18 protein-coding genes are annotated in these 19,881 nt (G+C 59.0%); 8 read left to right on the forward strand and 10 right to left on the reverse strand.

All coding sequences use genetic code 11. The annotated features are described in order from the left end of the window. Positions 1-351: 351 nt before the first annotated feature. Complete coding sequence (locus NW862_RS01885; RefSeq protein ID WP_414347731.1) at positions 352-2,067, reverse strand: HD domain-containing protein; 1,716 nt, start codon at positions 2,065-2,067, stop codon at positions 352-354. 176 nt (positions 2,068-2,243) lie between these two features. On the opposite strand from NW862_RS01885, the gene thrS reads away from it, so the two are divergent. The 3 genes from thrS to NW862_RS01900 all read left to right on the forward strand — a co-directional run bounded on the left by thrS (position 2,244) and on the right by NW862_RS01900 (position 6,013). After that, positions 2,244-4,055, forward strand: a complete 1,812-nt coding sequence (gene thrS / locus NW862_RS01890; RefSeq protein WP_414336063.1) for a threonine--tRNA ligase — start codon at positions 2,244-2,246, stop codon at positions 4,053-4,055. Between the two features lie 411 nt (positions 4,056-4,466). Then, positions 4,467-5,672, forward strand: a complete 1,206-nt coding sequence (gene fmdA, locus NW862_RS01895) for a formamidase (protein WP_414334726.1) — start codon at positions 4,467-4,469, stop codon at positions 5,670-5,672. Positions 5,673-5,737: 65 nt separating this feature from the next. Further along, a complete protein-coding gene (locus NW862_RS01900; protein ID WP_414334727.1) occupies positions 5,738-6,013 on the forward strand; it encodes an FmdB family zinc ribbon protein in 276 nt (91 codons plus the stop codon). A 226-nt stretch (positions 6,014-6,239) separates the two neighbouring features. On the opposite strand, the gene malQ is transcribed toward NW862_RS01900, so the two are convergent. From malQ to NW862_RS01945, 9 genes are all read right to left on the reverse strand, one after another. Continuing rightward, positions 6,240-7,841, reverse strand: coding sequence for a 4-alpha-glucanotransferase (malQ, locus tag NW862_RS01905; RefSeq protein ID WP_414426865.1), 1,602 nt, complete (start codon positions 7,839-7,841; stop codon positions 6,240-6,242). 116 nt (positions 7,842-7,957) lie between these two features. Further along, positions 7,958-8,830, reverse strand: a complete 873-nt coding sequence (locus tag NW862_RS01910; RefSeq protein ID WP_414334729.1) for a polysaccharide deacetylase family protein — start codon at positions 8,828-8,830, stop codon at positions 7,958-7,960. 29 nt (positions 8,831-8,859) lie between these two features. Then, positions 8,860-9,480 (reverse strand): orotate phosphoribosyltransferase, encoded by a 621-nt coding sequence (gene pyrE, locus NW862_RS01915; protein ID WP_414334730.1) that lies wholly within the window; start codon positions 9,478-9,480, stop codon positions 8,860-8,862. A 13-nt stretch (positions 9,481-9,493) separates the two neighbouring features. Beyond that, complete coding sequence (locus NW862_RS01920; RefSeq protein ID WP_414347722.1) at positions 9,494-10,039, reverse strand: GTP-binding protein; 546 nt, start codon at positions 10,037-10,039, stop codon at positions 9,494-9,496. A 58-nt stretch (positions 10,040-10,097) separates the two neighbouring features. Continuing rightward, positions 10,098-10,646: a protoglobin domain-containing protein gene (locus NW862_RS01925; RefSeq protein WP_414334732.1), complete on the reverse strand. Its 549-nt coding sequence runs from the start codon at positions 10,644-10,646 to the stop codon at positions 10,098-10,100. A 52-nt stretch (positions 10,647-10,698) separates the two neighbouring features. Next, positions 10,699-11,067: a roadblock/LC7 domain-containing protein gene (locus NW862_RS01930; RefSeq protein ID WP_414347720.1), complete on the reverse strand. Its 369-nt coding sequence runs from the start codon at positions 11,065-11,067 to the stop codon at positions 10,699-10,701. Positions 11,068-11,167: 100 nt separating this feature from the next. Continuing rightward, positions 11,168-12,055, reverse strand: coding sequence for a DUF4388 domain-containing protein (locus tag NW862_RS01935; protein ID WP_414334734.1), 888 nt, complete (start codon positions 12,053-12,055; stop codon positions 11,168-11,170). 334 nt (positions 12,056-12,389) lie between these two features. Further along, positions 12,390-13,223 carry a DUF4388 domain-containing protein gene (locus tag NW862_RS01940; RefSeq protein WP_414426866.1) on the reverse strand — a complete coding sequence of 278 codons (834 nt, stop codon included), beginning with the start codon at positions 13,221-13,223 and terminating at the stop codon, positions 12,390-12,392. A gap of 279 nt (positions 13,224-13,502) precedes the next feature. After that, positions 13,503-15,959, reverse strand: coding sequence for a heavy metal translocating P-type ATPase (locus NW862_RS01945; RefSeq protein WP_414426867.1), 2,457 nt, complete (start codon positions 15,957-15,959; stop codon positions 13,503-13,505). Between the two features lie 251 nt (positions 15,960-16,210). Here NW862_RS01945 and NW862_RS01950 point away from each other — a divergent pair, with 251 nt between their 5' ends. The 5 genes from NW862_RS01950 to NW862_RS01970 all read left to right on the forward strand — a co-directional run bounded on the left by NW862_RS01950 (position 16,211) and on the right by NW862_RS01970 (position 19,830). Further along, positions 16,211-16,720 (forward strand): hypothetical protein, encoded by a 510-nt coding sequence (locus tag NW862_RS01950; protein WP_414347710.1) that lies wholly within the window; start codon positions 16,211-16,213, stop codon positions 16,718-16,720. Between the two features lie 53 nt (positions 16,721-16,773). Next, positions 16,774-18,420, forward strand: coding sequence for a CTP synthase (locus tag NW862_RS01955; RefSeq protein WP_414367826.1), 1,647 nt, complete (start codon positions 16,774-16,776; stop codon positions 18,418-18,420). A gap of 31 nt (positions 18,421-18,451) precedes the next feature. After that, on the forward strand, positions 18,452-18,613 hold the full coding sequence (locus tag NW862_RS01960) for a DUF2256 domain-containing protein (RefSeq protein WP_414334739.1): 162 nt from the start codon (positions 18,452-18,454) through the stop codon (positions 18,611-18,613). Between the two features lie 40 nt (positions 18,614-18,653). Further along, positions 18,654-19,109, forward strand: a complete 456-nt coding sequence (locus NW862_RS01965; RefSeq protein WP_414334740.1) for a phosphate-starvation-inducible PsiE family protein — start codon at positions 18,654-18,656, stop codon at positions 19,107-19,109. A gap of 241 nt (positions 19,110-19,350) precedes the next feature. Further along, a complete protein-coding gene (locus tag NW862_RS01970; protein WP_414347736.1) occupies positions 19,351-19,830 on the forward strand; it encodes a peptidylprolyl isomerase in 480 nt (159 codons plus the stop codon). Positions 19,831-19,881 lie beyond the last annotated feature (51 nt).

The raw sequence follows: 19,881 nt of genomic DNA on the forward strand, positions 1-19,881 counted from the left end.
TGTATTGGGAAGGGCTAGGCTTTGGCATGATTTGCTCCCTAGAAATTGTGAAGCAATACATCCAGAATCAGTCAGAGGGTGCTATCCATCCCCACTGTATAGACGGTGGGGAATTCCGCACCTTACGTTAAAGGCATACGATCCGATTGCCCAGCTATTGGCGATCACCGGCAGCCTGGTAGTTATAGCCATCTCAAATGGTAATAAAACATTTCTCTGCGTCGTCATTACTACGCAATGCTGTCGCGAACGCGCCGCTCTAACTCCCCTCTCCCTCTGGGAGAGGGGCTGGGGGTGAGGGCCAGCGGCAAAGTGTCTTCGTCTTGTTTGAAACGACTATATGCCCCTTGGCTAGACGGCTGCCTCAAAGGGATCCGCGCTGCGCTGAAGCTGGGTGGATAATTTGGGAATCACCTGCAGCTTGAACTGTTGCTCGAAGGCCTTTTTCTTCTCGTTCAAGCTCCACAGCTCCAGGGCACAGTCGTCGTTGGGATGCCTGGGATCCAAAATCAGCTCCATCTGGCGGGGGCCTTCTCCCAGAAGCTGAAAGCGGCAGTGGAGCCCTTGGATGGCCTGCAGGCGGCGGCGATCCAGAGCACAGGCCATGCGCAACAAGGGGCTAAGTTCCAACACCACTTGGCGATCCCGCTCGTCGCTGAGGCGCTGGAAGTTCTCGTGCTTCTTCTTGGGGGGCGACTTGCGGTGGTAGCGGGCCAGGTTGGCGATCACCTCCACCTCTTCTTCGTTAAAGCCCAACAGCTCCCCGTGGCGGATCAGATAGTAGGAGTGCTTGTGGTGGGCGGCATGGCTGATGAAGTGGCCGCAGTTGTGCAGCATGGCGGCCGCCCAGAGAAGAGCCCGCTCCCGGGATCCCCAGGAGTGCAGGATGCCGCGGGTTTGATCGAAAAGGCTGAGGGCAAACTCCGCCACCCGCTCGGCATAGGGGATCTCCACCTGATATTTTTCCGCCAACTTGAGGACGCTGCGCCGCCGCACCGAGCTGTGGTAGCGCAGCCGATCTTCAATGAGCCCCTGGCCGATCATCCAATCTACGATCAGCCCTTCCCGCAGCGCCCGCTCGCAAAACTGGATCCGCTCCACCCCCAGCAGGCTCATCACCTCCTCCAAGATGACCGCCCCGGCCAGGATGATCTCCCCGCGTCTTTCTCCCAGACCGGGCAGCTTTTGCCGCTCGGCTACCGTGAGAGAGCGCAGCTCTTTGACATAGCCCCGCAGGGCTTCCAGGCTGAACTCATACCCCTGCAGGCGAGTGGGGGGAGCACCCAACCGGCGGCGGGCATCCAACTGGGCCAGGCACTCGATGGTGCCGGAGGTGCCCACCAAGGTCAGGGATCCCGGCTGTTGGGAAGCAGCAACGATGCGCCTCATCTGCTCGATGGGAGCTTCCAGCATGCCGCGGATGTGTTGTCGCAGGGCCTGCAGCTCGGCAGGGGTGGGTGGGTCGTGGCGCAAAAACGCTTGGGTCAGGCGCACCGCTCCCACCTTGATGCTGCGCAGGAACTCCGGCTCTTGGCCGTTGCCCAGAATCAGCTCGGTGGAGCCGCCACCGATATCCACCACCGCGTGCAGCCGGTTGTGGAACTCCATGGCCGAGAGCACGCCCAGGTAGATGCGGCGGGCTTCCTCCTGGCCTGAGATCAGCTCTACCCGCAGGCCCAGCTCCCGCTCGATCCGCTTCAAAAACTCCGGCCCATTGGGGGCTTCGCGCACGGCACTGGTGGCCACCGCAACAATATCTTGCACCTGAAAGCTTTCAGCAAGGCGGCAAAACCGCTCCAGAGCCACCCGCGCCCGTTCCATGGCGGCAGGCGTCAGGGCGCCTGTCTGGCTGCAAAACTCTCCCAGGCGGACGGTGGCTTTTTCGCGGGAGATGATGGTGAAGCTGGGGATGTGGGGGTTGATGCGCACCACCACCATGTGCAGGGAGTTGCTGCCCACATCGATGGCGGCGATAACCGGAGCAACTCCAGATTCAGAAGAGGAGACCGGTTTCGCTTCAGAGGCGGCGGCAGAGCGTTCGGCAAGGTTGGCGAGCGAAGAGACCATGAATCGAAGGGGTTGCCACACTTCTAGAATACTGTGTGCTTTCCCCCCTTTTTCCTGGCCGGGTTGTGGGCTGAGGTTCGAGGGGGCAATTCCCCCTGCCTGGGATCCCGTCTGCCCTGGGCTCAGCCTAAGATAGGGACACGGATAGTCGTTTTTTTGTCGTTAAGCGGGTTCCGATGTCTCAACCAGCCGCGTCGCCTCAGCAGGCCAACAGCCCTCTCAAGCTGCTGCGTACCCACGAATCTCCCAAGCTGGAGCGCATCCGCCACACCACTTCCCACGTTTTGGCGATGGCGGTGCAAAAGCTGTTTCCCAAGGCCCAGGTCACCATCGGCCCGACGACCGACTACGGCTTCTACTACGACTTTGACCATCCCCAGCCCTTCACCCCGGAAGATCTGGAGCGCATCAAAAAAGAGATGCAGGCGATCATCAAGAAAGGCTTGCCGGTGATCCGCGAGGAGGTGAGCCGGGAAGAAGCCAGGCGCCGCATTGAAGCCCTCGGCGAGCCTTACAAGTTGGAGATCCTGGACAGCATCCCCGAAGGCGAGCCGATCACCATTTATCATCTGGGGGACGAGTGGTGGGATCTCTGTGCCGGCCCCCACGTGGAAAACACTAAGGAGATCAACCCCAAAGCTTTTGACCTGCTCAGCGTGGCCGGCGCCTATTGGCGGGGGGACGAGACCAAGCCCCAGCTTCAACGCATCTACGGCACCGCCTGGGAGACGCCGGAGGAGCTGAAGGAATACAAGCGGCGGCTGGAAGAGGCCAAACGGCGGGATCACCGCAAGCTGGGCAAGGAGCTGGGCCTTTTCATCTTTTCCGACGAGGTGGGGCCGGGCCTGCCCCTTTGGACCCCCAAAGGAACTACCCTGCGCTGGGTGCTGGAGGATTTTCTCAAGCAGGAGCAGCTCAAGCGGGGCTATCTGCCGGTGGTGACGCCCCACATCGCCCGCGTGGATCTGTTCAAGATCTCCGGCCACTGGCAAAAGTATCGAGAAGACATGTTTCCCCTGATGGCGGAAAGCGAAGAAGCGCGGGCGGCGGAGCAGGGCTTTGTCATGAAGCCGATGAACTGCCCTTTTCACATCCAAATCTATAAATCGGAGCTGCGCTCCTACCGCGATTTGCCGCTGCGCTATGCCGAATTCGGCACCGTCTATCGCTACGAACAATCGGGAGAGCTGGGAGGGTTAACTCGCGTTCGCGGCTTCACAGTGGACGACGCCCATTTGTTTGTCCGCACCGATCAGTTGGAAGAAGAGTTTCTCAAGGTTGTCGATCTCATTCTGGTTGTTTTCGAGAAGCTCAGACTCAAGGATTTTCGCGCCCGCCTCAGCTTCCGCGATCCCAAATCCGATAAATACCTGGGATCCCCGGAAGAGTGGGACATGGCCGAAAATGCCATTCGGCGAGCGGTGGAGAAGCTATCAATGCCGCATTTTGAAGGGATTGGGGAGGCGGCTTTCTACGGGCCAAAGCTGGACTTTATTTTCCGCGACGCGCTGGATCGGGAGTGGCAGTTGGGCACGGTGCAGGTGGATTATCAAAACCCGCAGCGCTTTGATTTGTACTATGTAGCCGAAGACGGATCCCGGCAGCGGCCGGTGATGATCCACCGCGCTCCCTTTGGCTCGCTGGAGCGGCTCATTGGGATCCTCATCGAGGAATATGCCGGGGATTTTCCTTTCTGGCTGGCACCGGAACAGGTGCGCATTTTGCCCGTTTCCGACCAATACCTGGGCTATGCCACCCAGGTGCGGGATCACCTGCGGGAACAGGGGATCCGCGTCCACATCGATGCCGACAGCGACCGCCTGCCCAAAAAGATCCGCAACGCCGAGAAGGCCAGGATCCCCTTCATGCTCATTGTGGGAGAACAAGAACAGGCAACCGGCACAGTGAGCGTGCGCCAGCGCCACGGCCAAGACCTGGGATCCCTGACGGTGGCGGAGTTCCTGGCCCAGGCGCGAGCGCTGGACTAGCGGCGGTTAGGCTACCTGTTCCAGCAGCAGCTTCTCGTTTGAATCTGGTTGAAATGTCCATAGTCGTTTCAAACAAGGTTAAGACTCTTCGCTGCCGTCCCAAGCGCTCCGCGCCGCTGACGCGTTCGCCTTTGCCGGCAGGGGGTGTTGGTACCCCCGACCCCTCTCCCGCAAGGGGAGAGGGGAGCTAGAGATCAACCAGCAAGCTGTTTCATAACCGTTTGCAATGACTATAGTTACTTTGAACCGAGGTGAAACAGCCTGTCGATCTAAGCCGTTCTCCTGCCCATACGATTGTAGACAACAGCACTATCAACTGTAGCCCTTACTACAGTATTGCTTCCTTCATCGGAGATACACTTTTAGGCATCTGCAGCCTGACTCCAGAGCGACGGCTCAAGGATAGATCCGATGCCCAAAACGCTGTTTAAAGTTGACCTGACCAAGCCGATGGATCAACAGGATCTGCCAGGTCACAACCGCTGGCATCCTGACATCCCTGCGGTGGTTTCTGTGAACCCCGGCGAAGTCTTCCGAATTGAGTGTAAAGACTGGACGGATGGACAAATTAAGAACAACGATGATCCTTCCGACATTGAGCAGGTTGACCTAAGTGTTGTTCATGTTTTAAGTGGGCCTATTTGGGTTAACGGCGCCCAGCCTGGAGATATCCTGATCGTCGATCTGCTGGACATTGGGCCACTGCCGGGAGACGAGTGGGGGTTTACAGGTATTTTTGCCAAAGAAAATGGCGGAGGATTCCTCACCGATCATTTTCCCAATGCGGCCAAGGCCATCTGGGATTTTCAGGGTATTTACACCACTTCCAGACACATTCCTCATGTGCGCTTTGCCGGCATTATCCACCCTGGCCTCATCGGCTGCGCTCCATCCCACAAGTTGCTGGCAACTTGGAACAAGCGGGAGGCTGAGCTGGTTGCTTCGGCTCCTGATTTGCGCACTTACGGCGCGGGCCTATCTGGTAATCAGCCTGTGCTGGCCGCCTTGCCCAATCCCAAGAACGCGATTTTGGGAACCCTGCCCAAGTCAGAGTATGAGCGGGTTGCTGCCGAAGCGGCCCGGACGGTGCCCCCACGGGAGCACGGCGGTAACTGCGATATCAAAAACTTGTCTAAGGGAACACGGATCTACTTTCCGGTTTACGTGGAGGGTGCCAAGCTGTCGATGGGAGATATTCACTTCTCACAAGGGGACGGAGAGATCTCTTTTTGTGGCGCCATTGAAATGTCAGGCTATATCGATCTCCATGTTGATCTAATTAAGGGTGGCGTTGAGAAGTACGGATTGGTTAATCCCATCTTTAAGCCTGGCCCTGTAGAGCCGCGTTACTCAGAATATCTTGTCTTTGAGGGCATTTCTGTGGACGAGTTTACAGGTAAGCAACATTATATGGATGTTCACATTGCTTACCGACGTGCCTGCTTAAATGCCATCGAATATCTGAAAAAGTTTGGCTTTACGGGAGAACAAGCTTATCTCCTGCTCAGTTCTGCACCCGTGGAGGGCAGGGTGAGCGGGATCGTCGATATTCCTAATGCTTGCTGTACGGTGGCCGTTCCTACACAAATCTTCGAGATAGATATCCTACCCAGGTAAATCCTTAGCTGTTCTTAGATGTTTCGAGCCATCTTGATATCTTTCTCAAGTGTTGGAGTAAGAAGATGCCCCTGTATGAGTTTAAGTGTCAAAGCTGTGGTGAGTTTGAGTTATGGCGACCTCTGTCTCAATACCGGGATCCAGCGTACTGCCCCACTTGTAAGCAAGAGGGTAAGCGTCTTATTTCGGTTCCCATGATTCAACTTTCTAGTTCCTTGCCAGCTCCAAAGGGTGAAAGAGAACCTAAGTTGATCAGGCGGGAACAGCACTCAAACTCTGACTCAAACTCCCGAAGGTATCGACTCCAATCTTGTGGGCGACCCTGGATGTTGCATCATTAGTCGTTTGTGGGCTGGTCAGACCAGATGAAGGAGCCCTGCAGACAATAGCAGCTATCAGGAGCCACAGCCCCGCTCTATTCGGCTGGGAAGCAACATGATGAATCAGCGCTTTATTTCATTTATTGGTGATTCGTAAGGGCCGCCTTGTGGGCGAACTCGCGCCCAAAGAGGCCACTGAAGAGCGTCTGGAACTGCTGATGGGAGATACCCAGGATTTTTCAGCAGCTCAGGAAAAGTTGGGGGTAGTTTGAGAAGACCCTGTTGCCCGCTCTTGGGCCAAGGCTGCCCGCCGCTGCTCCAAGTCTTGCGGGGAGATGCGCCCGTAGGTGACGCTCAGCTCCGCCAGCCGCTGGGCCAGCTCCGGCCGCAGCATCTCCTCGCGGTAGCGCCAGGCCCAGTTGTTCTCGGCCCTGCCGGGGAAGTTCATGCGCGCCTCTGCCCCCAGGCCCATCACATCCTGCAGGGGAATGATGGCCAGGTCGGCCACGGAAGCCAGGGCCAGGCGAATCAGATCCCAGTGGATGCCGTCAGATCCCTGGCAGCCCAGGTAGCGCAACAGATTTTGTTTTTCCCACTCCGGGCGTTCTGGGTCATGAAACCAGCCCACCACGGTGTTGTTGTCGTGGGTGCCGGTATAGACGACGAAGTTGCGCTCATAGCTATGGGGCAAATAGGGGTTATCGGGCCCCGAGCCAAAGGCAAAGAGCAGCACTTTCATGCCGGGCAAGCCAAATTGATCCCGCAGTTGCAACACTTCCGGTGTGATGTCCCCCAGGTCTTCGGCAATGACCGGAATTTCCCCCAGCCGGTCGGCCAACGCCTGAAAGAAGTCGGCCCCCGGCCCTTTCTGCCACTCGCCTTCTACTGCTGTTTCCGCCTCGCCAGGGATGGCCCAGTAGCTCTCGAAGCCGCGGAAGTGGTCGATGCGGACGCAATCCACCTGCTTGAGAATGGCCTGGATGCGCCGGATCCACCAGTCGTAGCCGCGAGCCTTGAGCACCTCCCAGTTGTAGAGAGGGTTACCCCAGCGCTGCCCAGTGGGGCTGAAATAGTCGGGGGGCACGCCGGCTACCTGCAGGGGCCGTCCCTGCTCATCCAGGTGAAACAGCTCGCGGTTGGCCCACACATCGGCACTGTTGGGGGCAACGTAGATGGGCAAGTCGCCGATCAGCCGCACCTGATGCCGATGGGCATACTCCCGCAGGGATCCCCACTGTTGGGCAAATAGGTATTGCCAAAACATCTGTTGGGTAATGGCATCGGCATAGCGGTCGCGGGCCTCTTGCAAGGCCAGGGGATCCCGTTGTGCCAGGGCCGGATCCCATTGGGTCCACTCCTGGTCACCATACACCTCTTTGAGGGCCATGAACAGAGCGTAGTCCGGCAGCCAGTCGGCCTCGGCAGCACAGTAGGCTTGAAAGGCTTCCCAGTCGGCGGCGGTGGCCTTGTCTTTGAAAGTGGCCCAGGCGCGGCGCAACAAGCCCAGCTTGAAGGGGATCACGGCTTCGTAGTCCACCCGCTCGCCATTCCCCGCCTGGATGGCCGGCCATTGGGGCAGATCCTGCCAGCCGTTGGGTTCCAGCCAACCGGCTTTGACCAGCAGCTCTGGGCTAATCAGCAGCGGGTTGCCGGCAATGGCAGAAAAGCTCATGTAGGGGGAGTTGCCCCAGCCGGTGGGCCCCAGAGGCAGCACCTGCCAGAGGCGCTGGCCGCTCTCCACCAGAAAATCCACAAACCGGTAAGCAGCCGGCCCCAGATCGCCAATGCCAAAGGATCCCGGTAGCGAGGTGGGGTGCAAGAGGATCCCGCTGAGTCTGCCCATGCGCATGGCTAAGCCTTTTTGCCCTGAGTGGTTTCACCGCCTATCGTGTCACTTTTGCAGCCCGATGGACAGCTCCAGAGGAGACAAAGTCCCAACCAAGTTGCAAAGGTGCCGGGATCCCGTCAGGCCATCTCAGGTGCAGGGCAGGCTTGGGCATACCAGTTGTAGAGGCCATCGCCGGTGGTGAGCCAAGTGTGGGGACGGGATTGGATGTGCTGCAGCGCTTTTTTCAGGGATCCCATGCGCAGAGGCTGCCCGACGATGAAGGGGTGCAGGCCAATGGCCATGATGCGGGGGGAGCGTTCCCCATCCTGCCAGAGGCGGTCGAACTGGTCGATGAGCGCTTGGGCAAAGGTTTCTGCCGGCAGGCGGGCGCTGAGACAGAGGCTGATGTCATTGGCCTCTAGCGTATAGGGGATCCCCAAGAGGGGGCCGGCGGCAGTCGGGAACCAATAGGGTTGATCGTCGTTCACCCAGTCGGTGGTGTAGCGGATCCCGGCAGCCTTGAGCAAGTCAAAGGTGTTCTCGCTAACGGAAAACCCCGGCGTCAGCCAGCCCCAAGGCCGGGAGCCCGAAACCTGCTCCAACAGGGACAAGCTGCGCTCGATCAGCTCTTGTTCGGCTGCGCGGGCCAGGCCGCTGTGGCCGGTGGAGTTGTTCCAGCCATGGGCCAGCACCGACCAGCCGTAGTGGCGGATCCCTTCGATGATGGGGGGGTAAAGCTCTACCATTTCCGCGTTCAGGGCGGCAGTTACCGGGATCCCCAGCTCGGCAAACAGCTCAAACAAGCGCCAAATGCCCACCCGATTGCCGTAGTCCCGCCAGCCGTAGTTGGCGATCTCAGGAGAGCTGGTGAGATGGGGTTGAATGGCCGTGCCCAGCCTGCCGAAGGTGAAGTGCTCGATGTTCATGACCACGTAGACGGCCACCCGCGCCTGATCCGGCAGGCTCGGCAACTTGCGGCTGGGCAGAGCTGAGTAGGCAGGCGGCAGCATCCCCCTCTCTCCAGACACTCCATACCACCTTAGCGGGCCAGCCGGCCTTTCGATTCCCCGGCAAAGGACAAAGCCCGCACCTCTTCCAGGGTAAACAGGCGACGAAACGGGATCCCCATCTCGCGGCAGCGGTCTTCTGCCCCTTCCAGCCGATCCACCAGCGCCAGGATCCCTTCCGCCTGATAACCTGCTGCCCGCACCCGCTCGACAGCCTTCAAGGCCGAGCCGCCGGTGGTCACCACATCTTCCAAGATCCACACCCGGCTGCCCGCCGGCAACTCCGGCCCCTCAATCCAGGCCTGGGTGCCGTGACCTTTGGGCTCTTTGCGCACGATCAGGGCAGGTAGGTTGGCAGGCTCAGCGTGCAGAGAAGCCAGGCTCACCGCCGTCACCAGCGGATCCGCCCCCAGCGTCATCCCGGCCACAGCTTCGGTTTCGGGAGGCAACAGCCGATGGAGCAGGGATCCCACCAGGTAGGCACCCTGGGGATGAAGGGTGACCGGCTTGCAGTTGATGTAGTAGGGGCTCTGTTGCCCAGACGTGAGAGTAAAAGATCCCTCCCGGTAAGCCAGTTGAGCAAGGAGATACAAGAGTTTCTCCCGCGCTTCCTCTGAAGAAAGGGTCAGGGGAGAGCAATCGAGAAGCAGCACAGCAGGGATCCCCTCAGACAACCACCTGAGCCATCAGTTGCTCGACCAGCAGAAGCAGTGTGTTGGCAACAGAAGCCGGCTCTTGGGCATTCAACGTGGCGTAGGGAATTGAGCCATCTTGAGGGTTCAAAAGCAACAAAATATCTTCTGGATCCCAGGCATTGGGGTGATCGACATGGGTGATCCCGATAACCGAGGGGACATTTGTCCTCGCCTTCATAAAAGCTTGGATGGCCTGGGCATTGCGAAACTGTCCGGGCAAGTGGGCGGGCACCAAAAGGATGTACCCATGGGCGCGCTTGATCAAAATATCCCACATAAAGCTAAAACGGGCCTGGCCGGGGGTGCCGTAGAGATGCAGCCACATCTCTTCTCCCTCTTCGCCAATTCTCAGGCGGCCAAAGTCCATGCTGACCGTTGTGCTCTTCTTAAGTTCTGCCACCTCATCGGTGGCCTTGCGATCCGTGTCGACCACTTCGATCTCGCTAATGGTGCGGATAAAAGTGGACTTTCCAGCCCCCACCGGCCCGGTTACAACAATGCGGAGAATATTGTCCATAGTTAGCCTCAGTCGTAAGCCCCCAGCGCAGACCCGCCTGTACAAGCTTAATGAATATTTAAGAGGAAGCTAAGCTGGTAGCGATCAGGCGTTTAAACAAAGCCTCGCTCATGCCCGTTTCTTGCTGAACAGCGTTATAGGCCACCTCAAGATAGGCTTGCTCAATAAAGGAAAGGTCGATCATACAAACTTTGCTTAGACTCATCCGCAGCTGCTCGGGCTTGCCCTCTTTGACCAGCCGGCGGCTCACCTCCTGCACAACCGTAGCCATAGCCGGCACCACGTGTTGAGGGCCGATGCCAACCCGCACATGAACTAGGCCGATTTTCCAGCGGCGCTCGGCATACTGGGGGCCCCAGTTATCCATGCCTGTGAACATTTCCTTAAACCAGTCGGCAAAAGTCTGGCCCAGCCGCTGCCGGTTATGCTTGGCAATGACAGCCGCCATCTCGGCATCGCGATCCAAATAGCCGTAAAAGGCATCCGACATTTCTGCGGCGATGCTGCTGCCCCAGTCGGCACTCTGCTGCAAAATCCTCTTATCTTCATCTGTAAATTGGGTGCGCGACATCAGGACTTGCAGCAGCTCCAGAGGTTTGATAGCCATAGTTCCCTCAAAATCAAGTCAAAATCAAACTTAGCTTCCCCACTTAGCCTCTCTACTTCATGGCTTCCGCAATGCTTGCTGCCACACGCTTCATCTCCAAAAACAGCAAGCCCTGCTTTACCTCAGCGCTGGCAATCGTCAGCAAGACAGCATCGGGGCCGCAACTGGTTAAAACTCCGTATCCTTTTTCTCCCTGCACAAAGATTCTCTCTATGGTCCCACGACCCAACTCTTTCCCAATCCGCTCCCCCAAAGAAAGCATGGCAGCAGACATGGCCGAGGTTCTTTCCTCGTCCATGCCTATGGGCAATGTGGATGCCAAGGGTAGTCCATCAGGAGTGACCACAGCCGCTCCTTGAATTTCTGGCGTGCTGGAAACGTAGTTCTGGAGAATTGCCTGCAAAGAGGATAAATTAGCCATCCTTTCTCTCCCCGCTTTCAAGTCTTTTTATCATCTTCCCGCCCACTTTACGGTTACTGATGATCCTGCCCGCTGCAGAAGATACTGCCACAAAACCCTCTCACTTATCACGGACTCCCTTCAGTAAAGTAGCCAGTCGCGCAACCAGTGAGGGCTTGACCCGGTCGCCTCCTTCCTGGAAAGACTTAGTGCCCAGCTTTTCTTTCGCAGCTTCCAATTCCAAACTGTCTGCCACCGCTGCCGACTTATCTGAGAAAACCAGAGGCGAAGAGGGAACAATGGCCGTTGGTCTGTCACAGGGGCTGATGAGCCCCAGCTTGGCCAGGCGGGCGCAGGCATAGCGAACTTCCAGAAGATCTGCCCCCAGCAGCCGGGCCAAGTCAGTCAGCCGGCGCGAAGGCGAAACCTGCTCCAGGATCCCCCACTCCAAGGCAGAGAGCTTGTACAAGGGCAGCTCAGTGCTGGTGCGCCAGAAATAGCTGTCCGGCTGCGGCAGGTTCTCCTCAGGAAGCTGATCGAGCTTAAGCTGCTGTAGCCCTTCTAGAACCACAGCACTGGCCCCCTTGCTCAGGCCAGTCATCTCCCGATAGGGCATAGGTGAGTTAGGTAGGAAGCTGAAGTGGCCCGCTTCCAGAGCAAACAAGCTGTAGAGACCCACCTGCAGTTGGTGGCGGAAGAGCTTGGCCAAAGCTGCCGGTGAGATCAACCCTTGCCGCTGCAAACACCGCCCCAGCGGCTCTTCCAGTCCACAGAAAGAAGCCAGCTTTTCCACCACCCGCTCGCTGACCAGGCCGGAACGGGCCAACAAACTCTCCAAGCGATGCTCCTCTTCGGGGGGCAGAGCCGCAATCACCCGACCTTGATAAAACCAGATTTTGTAGATGCCGTTTGGGGCCCAGATGGAAAGTTGCCCTGTCTTGCTGCCCCTTTCGATCAGTTGCAACAGATCGGGCAAAGAAAATTCCTGGAGGTCTCCAACGATGGCCATAGCAATTCTTTAGCCTCCCTTAAGTTGAGTATTGGCGCTTTCAGGGATCCTCAAAGACACCACCATTCTCATTCGCTGATTCCCAGACAACAACCGTGTAGCGACGGCAAAGCCATCTTCGCTCAAGTACTCAACCTGGCAGCAATTTTACTGACGAACGATTTCATTGGAGAGATAGGGTCTAGGCATTGAGCTGCGTAGGATTTTGGCATCAATTCCTATCACTATTGTGTCGCTCTGATCTAGATCCGTTACAACCATTCAGCTCATCTTTACCTAAATTAACTTCGTAAAGCCAGCGTGGGGAAATGCCATAAGATTTTACCCTGCCGGCTTATTTTTCGCGAATGGTTTTGAGGAGGGTGGAGAGGCGGCTGACCAAAGAAGGCTTAACCAGCTCCTTCTCTTCCCGAGGGTTGGGGAGAAGCTTAGAAGCCGCCGCGAGCGCAGGCTGGGGTGAAGCCGCCGAGCTGTCGCAGGGGCTGAGCAACCCCAACTTGGCCAAGCGGGCACAGGCATAGCGCACTTCCAAGAGATCTGCCTTCAGGGATTGAGCCAACTCAACCAGGTTACGAGCGGGGGAAATCTGCTCTAGGATTGCCCACTCCAGCGGCGAGAGTTTGTACAAGGGCAGCTCGGTGCTGGTGCGCCAGAAGTAGCTGTCCGGCTGCGGCAGGTTTTCTTCCGGGTGCTGATCCAACCGAAGCTGCTGCAGCGCTTCTAGAACCACGGCGCTGGCCCCTTTGCTTAGGCCGGTCATCTCGCGGTAGGGCAGGGGCACGTTGGGCAAAAAGCTAAACTGGCCAGCTTCTAGGGCAAAGAGGCTGTAGAGCCCCACTTGCAGTTGATGGCGGAAGAGCTTGGCCAGAGCTGCTGGCGAGATCAACCCTTGCCGCTGCAGGCAAAGGCCTAGAGGCTCCTGCAAGCTGCAGAGGAAGGCCAACTCCGCCACCACCTGCTCGCTGACCAGGTTTAAGCGCACCAGCAAGCGCTCCAACCGGTGCTCTTCTTGGGGAGACAAAGCCGCCACCACTCGCCCCTGATACAGCCAAACTCGATAAATGCCAGTAGGTGCCCAAACTGACAGTTGGCCCGTTTTCTTTCCTTTTTCCATCAAATGCAACAGGTCGGCTAGGGAAAATTCCTGAAGATCTCCGAGCATTGCCATGTTTCCGCGCTCCCTCCACCGATTGGATCCCGCCTTTTCAGTATTTTCTCGGTTTTTCCCTTGCTAAGCAAGGTACAAAGTAGGACCACTGCGGGCAAGTTTGAGCTCAATTCTACACTTAGATGCTCAAAAGTTACAGCCAATTCATCTTTTCAATCAAACTTAACCAGAGTCCCCACTCTCTCGGCCTCAATGGAGCGGAAGTTGTGGCAGAAATCCAGCAAAACTTCGGAAACAGCAACAGGTAGCAGTTGAGATATTTGTAGTTTTTAACACTTTTTAACTCTGACCATCAGAGGATCCACTGAATACAAAAGTTCGCTTGAGAAGGAGCGAATTGAGGACTACACTGAGGGAGCTAAAGGCCATGAGGCCGCCTGCTAGAGCGGGGCTGAGGCCGAGGCCGAATCCGGGCAGAAGCGCGCCGGCGGCCACCGGGATCCCGACCAGGTTGTAGGCGAAGGCCCAGAGGAGGTTTTGCTGGATTTTGCGGAAGGTGGCGCGGCTAAGGCGGATGGCTTCCACGACGTCCCAGAGGCGGTTGCGCATGAGGATGATATCGGCAGTCTCTAGGGCGGCAGCGGTGGCAGAGTGCAGGGCCATGCCCACATCGGCTTGGGCCAAGGCGGGAGCGTCGTTGATGCCATCGCCCACCATGGCAACTCTCTGGCCCTGGGCCTGCAGATCTCGGATAACCTGGGCTTTATCTGCCGGCTGCACCTCGGCAATGACGCGGATCCCTGGCACCTGTAGAGCTTGGGCCACCTGCTGGGCCACCTCGGCCCGATCCCCAGTCAGTAAGACCACCTGCAGGCCCATTTTCTGGAGCTGTTGCAGGGTTGCCTGGGCATCGGGCCGCAAGGGATCCTGCACCGCCAACAGCCCCACCAGGGATCTGTTCAGGGCCACGCCCACCACCGTTTTGACGGCTTGCAGCAGCGCCTTGGCTTGGGCCTGCGCTTCAGGAGAAAGCGGGATCCCCAGGGCGGCAAGCCCCTCTAGGGAGGCCAAGAGGACCTCTTGCCCTTCCACCCGCGCCGAGGCCCCCACTCCCGGCTGGGTGTGAAACTCGTCGGCAGAAAGCAAGGCCAGTCCCCGCTCGCGGGCGGCCCCCAAAATGGCTTGGGCCAGAGGATGGCGGGTGCCGCTTTCTACTGTGGCCGCCAGTTGCAGCAGCCGAGCCGGATCCAGGGCAGGGTCGAGGGCAAGGCAATCCGTTAGGTGCGGATCCCCCTGGGTGAGGGTGCCGGTTTTGTCGAAGACAACTGTTTGCAGGCGGTGGGTTTTCTCCAGGATGTCGCCGCCGCGGATGAGCAGTCCCCGCTCCGCGCCCAGTCCGGTGCCCACCAAAATGGCTACGGGCGTGGCCAATCCCAGCGCGCAGGGGCAGGCCACCACCAGCACCGAGATGGCCAGCTTAAGGCTGAGGAGCAGAGGGGTAGGATGGGGGGGGTGATCCCCTAGGTGCAGAGAGGAGTGGAGACCAACCCCCATCAGGATCTCGCTTCCCCAGAGCGGGATCCCGATCCAGTACCAGAAGGCAAAGGTGAGAAGAGCCAGTGCCACCACGCCGTAGGTGAAGTAACCGGCCACCCGGTCGGCCAGGCTCTGGATGGGGGCCTTGCGGGCTTGGGCTTCTTCCACCAGGCGGATGATCTGGGCCAGGGTGGTGTCTTTGCCGGTGCGCGTAGCCCGGCACAGCAGCAATCCCGATTGGTTGACCGTCCCGGCCACGATCGCATCCCCTGGCTGTTTGAATACAGGTAGGGATTCGCCGGTGAGCATGCCCTCGTCCACCGTGGCCTGGCCAGCAATCACTTCTCCATCCACGGGGATTTGTTCGCCAGCCCGCACCTGCAGCCAGTCCCCCACCTGCACTTGTTCGAGGGGGCACCACTCTCCCTCTGAGGTCAGGGATCCCGCAGTCTCTTGGGGTGGCACTCGGCGAGCCAAGTTGGGGCGCAGGCTCACCAAAGCTTGCAAGCTGCCGGCGGCCCGCAGACGGCTCTGCTGCTCCAGGGCCCGCCCCAGCAGGATGAAGCTGAGCAGCATCACCGGCTCGTCGAAAAAGCACTCCCAGCCCACCTGCGGGGCCAACAACCCCACCAAACTGGCCAGGTAGGCGGATCCGGATCCCAGGGCGACTAGGGTGTTCATGTTGGGGGCCAGCCGCCGCGCCGCCCGCCAGCCGTCCAGGACAAGGTTGCGGGCCGGGCCGACGAAGGTCAACGTCGCCAACCCCCAGTGCAGCCAGACGTCGTTGAGGACGGGCAAGCCCAGGCGGGCGAACAGATCCAGGTGGCCGGCAGCAGAGATGAGCAGTAAAAAAGCGGCGGTGAGGGCCTGGCGAATCTGGGCTTGGGTTTGCCGCCGCTGCCGCGCGATGGGATCAGCGGGCGCATCCAAGGCATGATCCCATCCATCTGGGGAAGGAGCTCGATCTTGGGGAGAATCGGCAGCGCAGGAGCTGGGAAACCCCGCCTCTGTCAAGATGCGGGCCAGATGCTCGGGGTCAGGCCGGCTGCCAGGGGCAAATTCCACAAGGGCCGATTCGGTAACTAGGTTAACGCTGGCTTTGACCACCCCCACCTGCTCGAGCAAGACTTGCTCGACGGCCCGAACACAGCCGGCACAGCTCATGCCGCCCACGTGGAGCAGCAGGGATCCCTCCTGAGGGAGCTCAGCCGGATCCCTTGGTCTGTCTGTCGCGTGGGTCATTGCATCTGTGGTGGCCATCTTCATCCTCACGTGGTTGACACCCTCCTAACTTGCCGCAACTGCGAGGAACTCCATAGCAGCTCTTGCGGGCAGCCCTTCTTCAAAGGAGCCTGTTCAAGGATGCTAGCAACCTCCGGGAGAGGGTGCGCAGACAGCCCCCGCCCTTGACCGTCCTTGGCAGCAGAGGGCAGGCTTTTCCCTCTGCTTTTGAGGAGAGAGACTCAGTAGAGTAATTCCAGCTAGATCAAAAACTTTGCCAGGAATTGCCCATGAAGTTCATTTTCCCTCTCTGCTTGGCCGGAGCTCTCTGGGGATCCCTATTGTCTGCCCAGGCACAGGGGATCACCCCTCTTTTCCCAGAAACTTCCCGAACTCCTATCCCGGTGGAGCCGCTGCCCCCCAGCCAGGATATTCCCACCCTGCCGATCGTGCCGGATCCCCAACCCCGACCAGCCCCCCCTGGATCCCGGAGACCGCTGCCCAGGGGCAGTTTTGAAGAGGTGAGCCGCTACTTCCGCGATCTCAACCGGGCCAAAAACCTGGCCCGCCAAGCGGCTGAAATTGCCAACGGGGGCTTGCAGCGCTACCGCGCCGAAGCTTCCATGCACGGGGCGGCCATCGACGCGCCGTTTGAAGAGTTTGCAGATGCCTGGATCTTCACCTTCCGCGGCGGCGAGCCCGGCTTTACTCGGCCCAGCATCGAAACCCAGGTGCGGGTGGATCGGCGCACCTTCCAGACCACCATCCTCTACAACGGCCCCATCCGTTCTCTGCGCTAATGGGATCCCCGCCATCCCTGGCATAATTCAGAAGAGGGCAAGGGATCCGGGGTATGACCAAGTTTGTCTTCGTCACCGGCGGAGTCGTCTCCAGCATCGGCAAAGGCATTGTGGCGGCCAGCCTGGGCCGTCTGCTCAAGTCCCGCAACTACACTGTGTCGATTTTAAAGCTGGATCCCTACATCAATGTGGATCCCGGCACCATGAGCCCCTACCAACACGGGGAAGTGTTCGTCACCGACGACGGCGCCGAGACGGATCTGGACTTGGGCCACTACGAGCGCTTCACCGACACCAACATGTCCAAGCTCAACAACGTCACCACCGGCGCCATTTACCAGGCGGTGATCTACAAGGAGCGGCGGGGCGACTACCAGGGCAGCACAGTGCAGGTGATCCCGCATGTTACGCAGGAGATCAAAGAGCGCATCCGGCGGGTGGCCCGCGAGACCAACCCCGACGTGGTGCTGGTGGAGGTGGGGGGCACGGTGGGGGACATCGAGTCGCTGCCCTTTTTGGAGGCCATCCGCCAATTTCGCAAAGATGTGGGCCGTGCCAATGTGGCCTACGTGCACGTGACCCTGGTGCCTCTCATCAGGGCGGCGGGGGAGATGAAAACCAAGCCCACCCAGCACTCGGTCAAGGAGCTGCGCTCGATCGGGATTCAGCCGGACGTGTTGGTGTGCCGCTGTGAGCAGCCCCTGCCCCGCGGCCTCAAGGAGAAGATCTCCGAGTTTTGCGACGTGCCGGTGGAATGTGTCATCCAGGCCCAGGATGCCCCCAGCATCTACGATGTGCCTTTGGTGCTGGAGCAGGAAGGGTTGGCGCAGCGGGTTTTGCAGATCCTCACCCTGGATCCGCAGCAGCCGGATCTGCGCGAGTGGGAGCTCTTGGTGCAGCGGCTGCACCACCCTCAAGAGCGGGTAGAAATTGCCATTGTCGGCAAATACGTGCGCCTCACCGATGCCTACCTCTCAGTGGCGGAAGCCCTGCGCCATGCAGGCCTGGCCCTCAATGCCGGCGTTACCTTGCGCTGGATCTCTTCTGAAGAAGTTGAGGAGCGGGGGCCAGAAGCCCTGCTGGCCGGTGTGGACGGCGTGGTGGTGCCGGGGGGGTTTGGCAGCCGGGGCATCGAGGGCAAGGTGGCCACCATCCGCCATGTGCGCGAGCGGGGCATCCCCTTCCTAGGCCTGTGTCTAGGCATGCAGTGTGCGGTGATCGACTGGGGATGCCACATTGCCCATCTGGAGCGGGCCAACAGCTACGAGTTCGATCCCGACACCCCCCACCCCGTCATCAGCCTGCTGCCGGAGCAGAAAGATGTAGAGGATCTGGGCGGAACCCTGCGCCTGGGCCTCTATCCCTGCCGCATTTTGCCCAACACCCTGGCGGCCAAGCTCTACGGCGAGGCCATCATCTACGAGCGCCACCGCCATCGCTACGAGTTCAACAACGCCTACCGCAGCCTATTGCTGGATTCCGGCTACGTCATCAGCGGCGTCTCGCCCGATAACCGCCTGGTGGAAATCATCGAGCTGCCCAGCCACCCTTTCTTCATTGCCACCCAGTTCCATCCCGAGTTTCGCTCCCGCCCCAACCGCCCCCATCCCCTCTTTTTGGGATTGATCCAAGCTGCCCTGCACAACCGTTCCCGGCCGCAAGCCTTGCAGTTGCAGAACACAGGGCAGTTATCTGGTTAAGTTATCCAAGGGTTGTTGTTTCCAGCGCGCCATGCCCCGCCACCGGAAGAAGTCGGATTTGCCGAGCAAAATCTGTCTCACCTGCGGCAGGCCCTTCACCTGGCGCAAGAAGTGGGCCGACTGTTGGCCGGAGGTGAAATACTGTTCTGAGCGGTGTCGCAACCATCGCTCCAAGGGATCCCGATCCTCCTAGACGTCTGGGGCAGATAATGGGGTCGTCAAAGGGGGGTGGCATGCGGTTTCTCAAGTGGCTCTTGCACAATCCTCACGAAACGGAAGAGGAGGATCCCTTTCTGCGGGCCATTACCCGCCTAGAAAGTCTGATCTCGAAGCTGCTTTCCATCTTGATGATCGGGCTGATTGGGGTGGCCGTGGTGGATTTGGCCCGCTTCCTGGTGGCCGATCTGCTGCAGGAGCCGACTGGCTTTTTCTCCACCACTTTGATCGAGATCTTCGGCCTTTTTTTGAATATCCTGATCGCGCTGGAGATTCTGGAGAACATTACCGCCTACTTGCAAAAGCAGGTGGTGCAGGTAGAGCTGGTGATTGTGACTTCTTTGATCGCGGTGGCGCGCAAGATCATTATTTTCGATTTTGAGAAGCTGGGGGGCCTGGATCTCATTGGGCTGGCAGCAGCGACGCTAGCTCTCTCCGTCAGCTACTGGCTGGTGCGACGAGCCAAGCCTTGATCCCTGTCGAGCGAAGGGCGGGCCTGGACAAATCCTGATAGGATAGGGGCGGAGCTTTCTGGCAAGAGAGATGCGCGTGCCCTCAGGGGTTGCCCACCTGTTGAAGCTAGCTGTGCTGGCGGTGCTGCTTTGGGTGGGATCTGGCTTTCTTCCCGCTCTGGCCCGCCCGCATTCTTCTTACGATTTGCTCCTGGCACAACAGTTGGGCAAAACCGTGAAAACCTACAACAGTCCCCCGCCAATGGTGATCGACCCGGCCAAGTCCTATACAGCCACGCTGGAGACCACCGCCGGCACGATGGTTTTGGAGCTGTTCCCACAGGAAGCTCCCCTTGCCGTCAACAACTTTGTCTTCTTGGCCAATGATCACTTCTACGACGGCGTCATCTTTCACCGGGTCATTCGGGGCTTCATGATTCAGGGCGGGGATCCCACTGGCACGGGGCGAGGCGGGCCAGGCTACCGCTTTCCCGATGAGCCGGTGCAGCGCCCCTACACGCGAGGAACCTTGGCCATGGCCAACGCCGGCCCCAACACCAATGGCAGCCAGTTCTTCATCATGCATGCCGACTACCCGCTGCCGCCCAACTACACGATCTTCGGCCAACTGATCGAGGGGGAGGACGTGTTGGATAAAATTGCCACGGCGCCCACAGGCCCTCAGGATCGCCCGCTGAATCCGGTCGCGATCAAGTCTGTTCGTATCTCGGAATCGAACTAGGTTGGGCCAATCCGGCGAAACAGTTTGGTTAAATTAACTTGGCCTCTGGCC

The organism is Synechococcus sp. H55.8 (genome assembly GCF_047462375.1).
GTDB lineage: Bacteria > Cyanobacteriota > Cyanobacteriia > Thermostichales > Thermostichaceae > Thermostichus.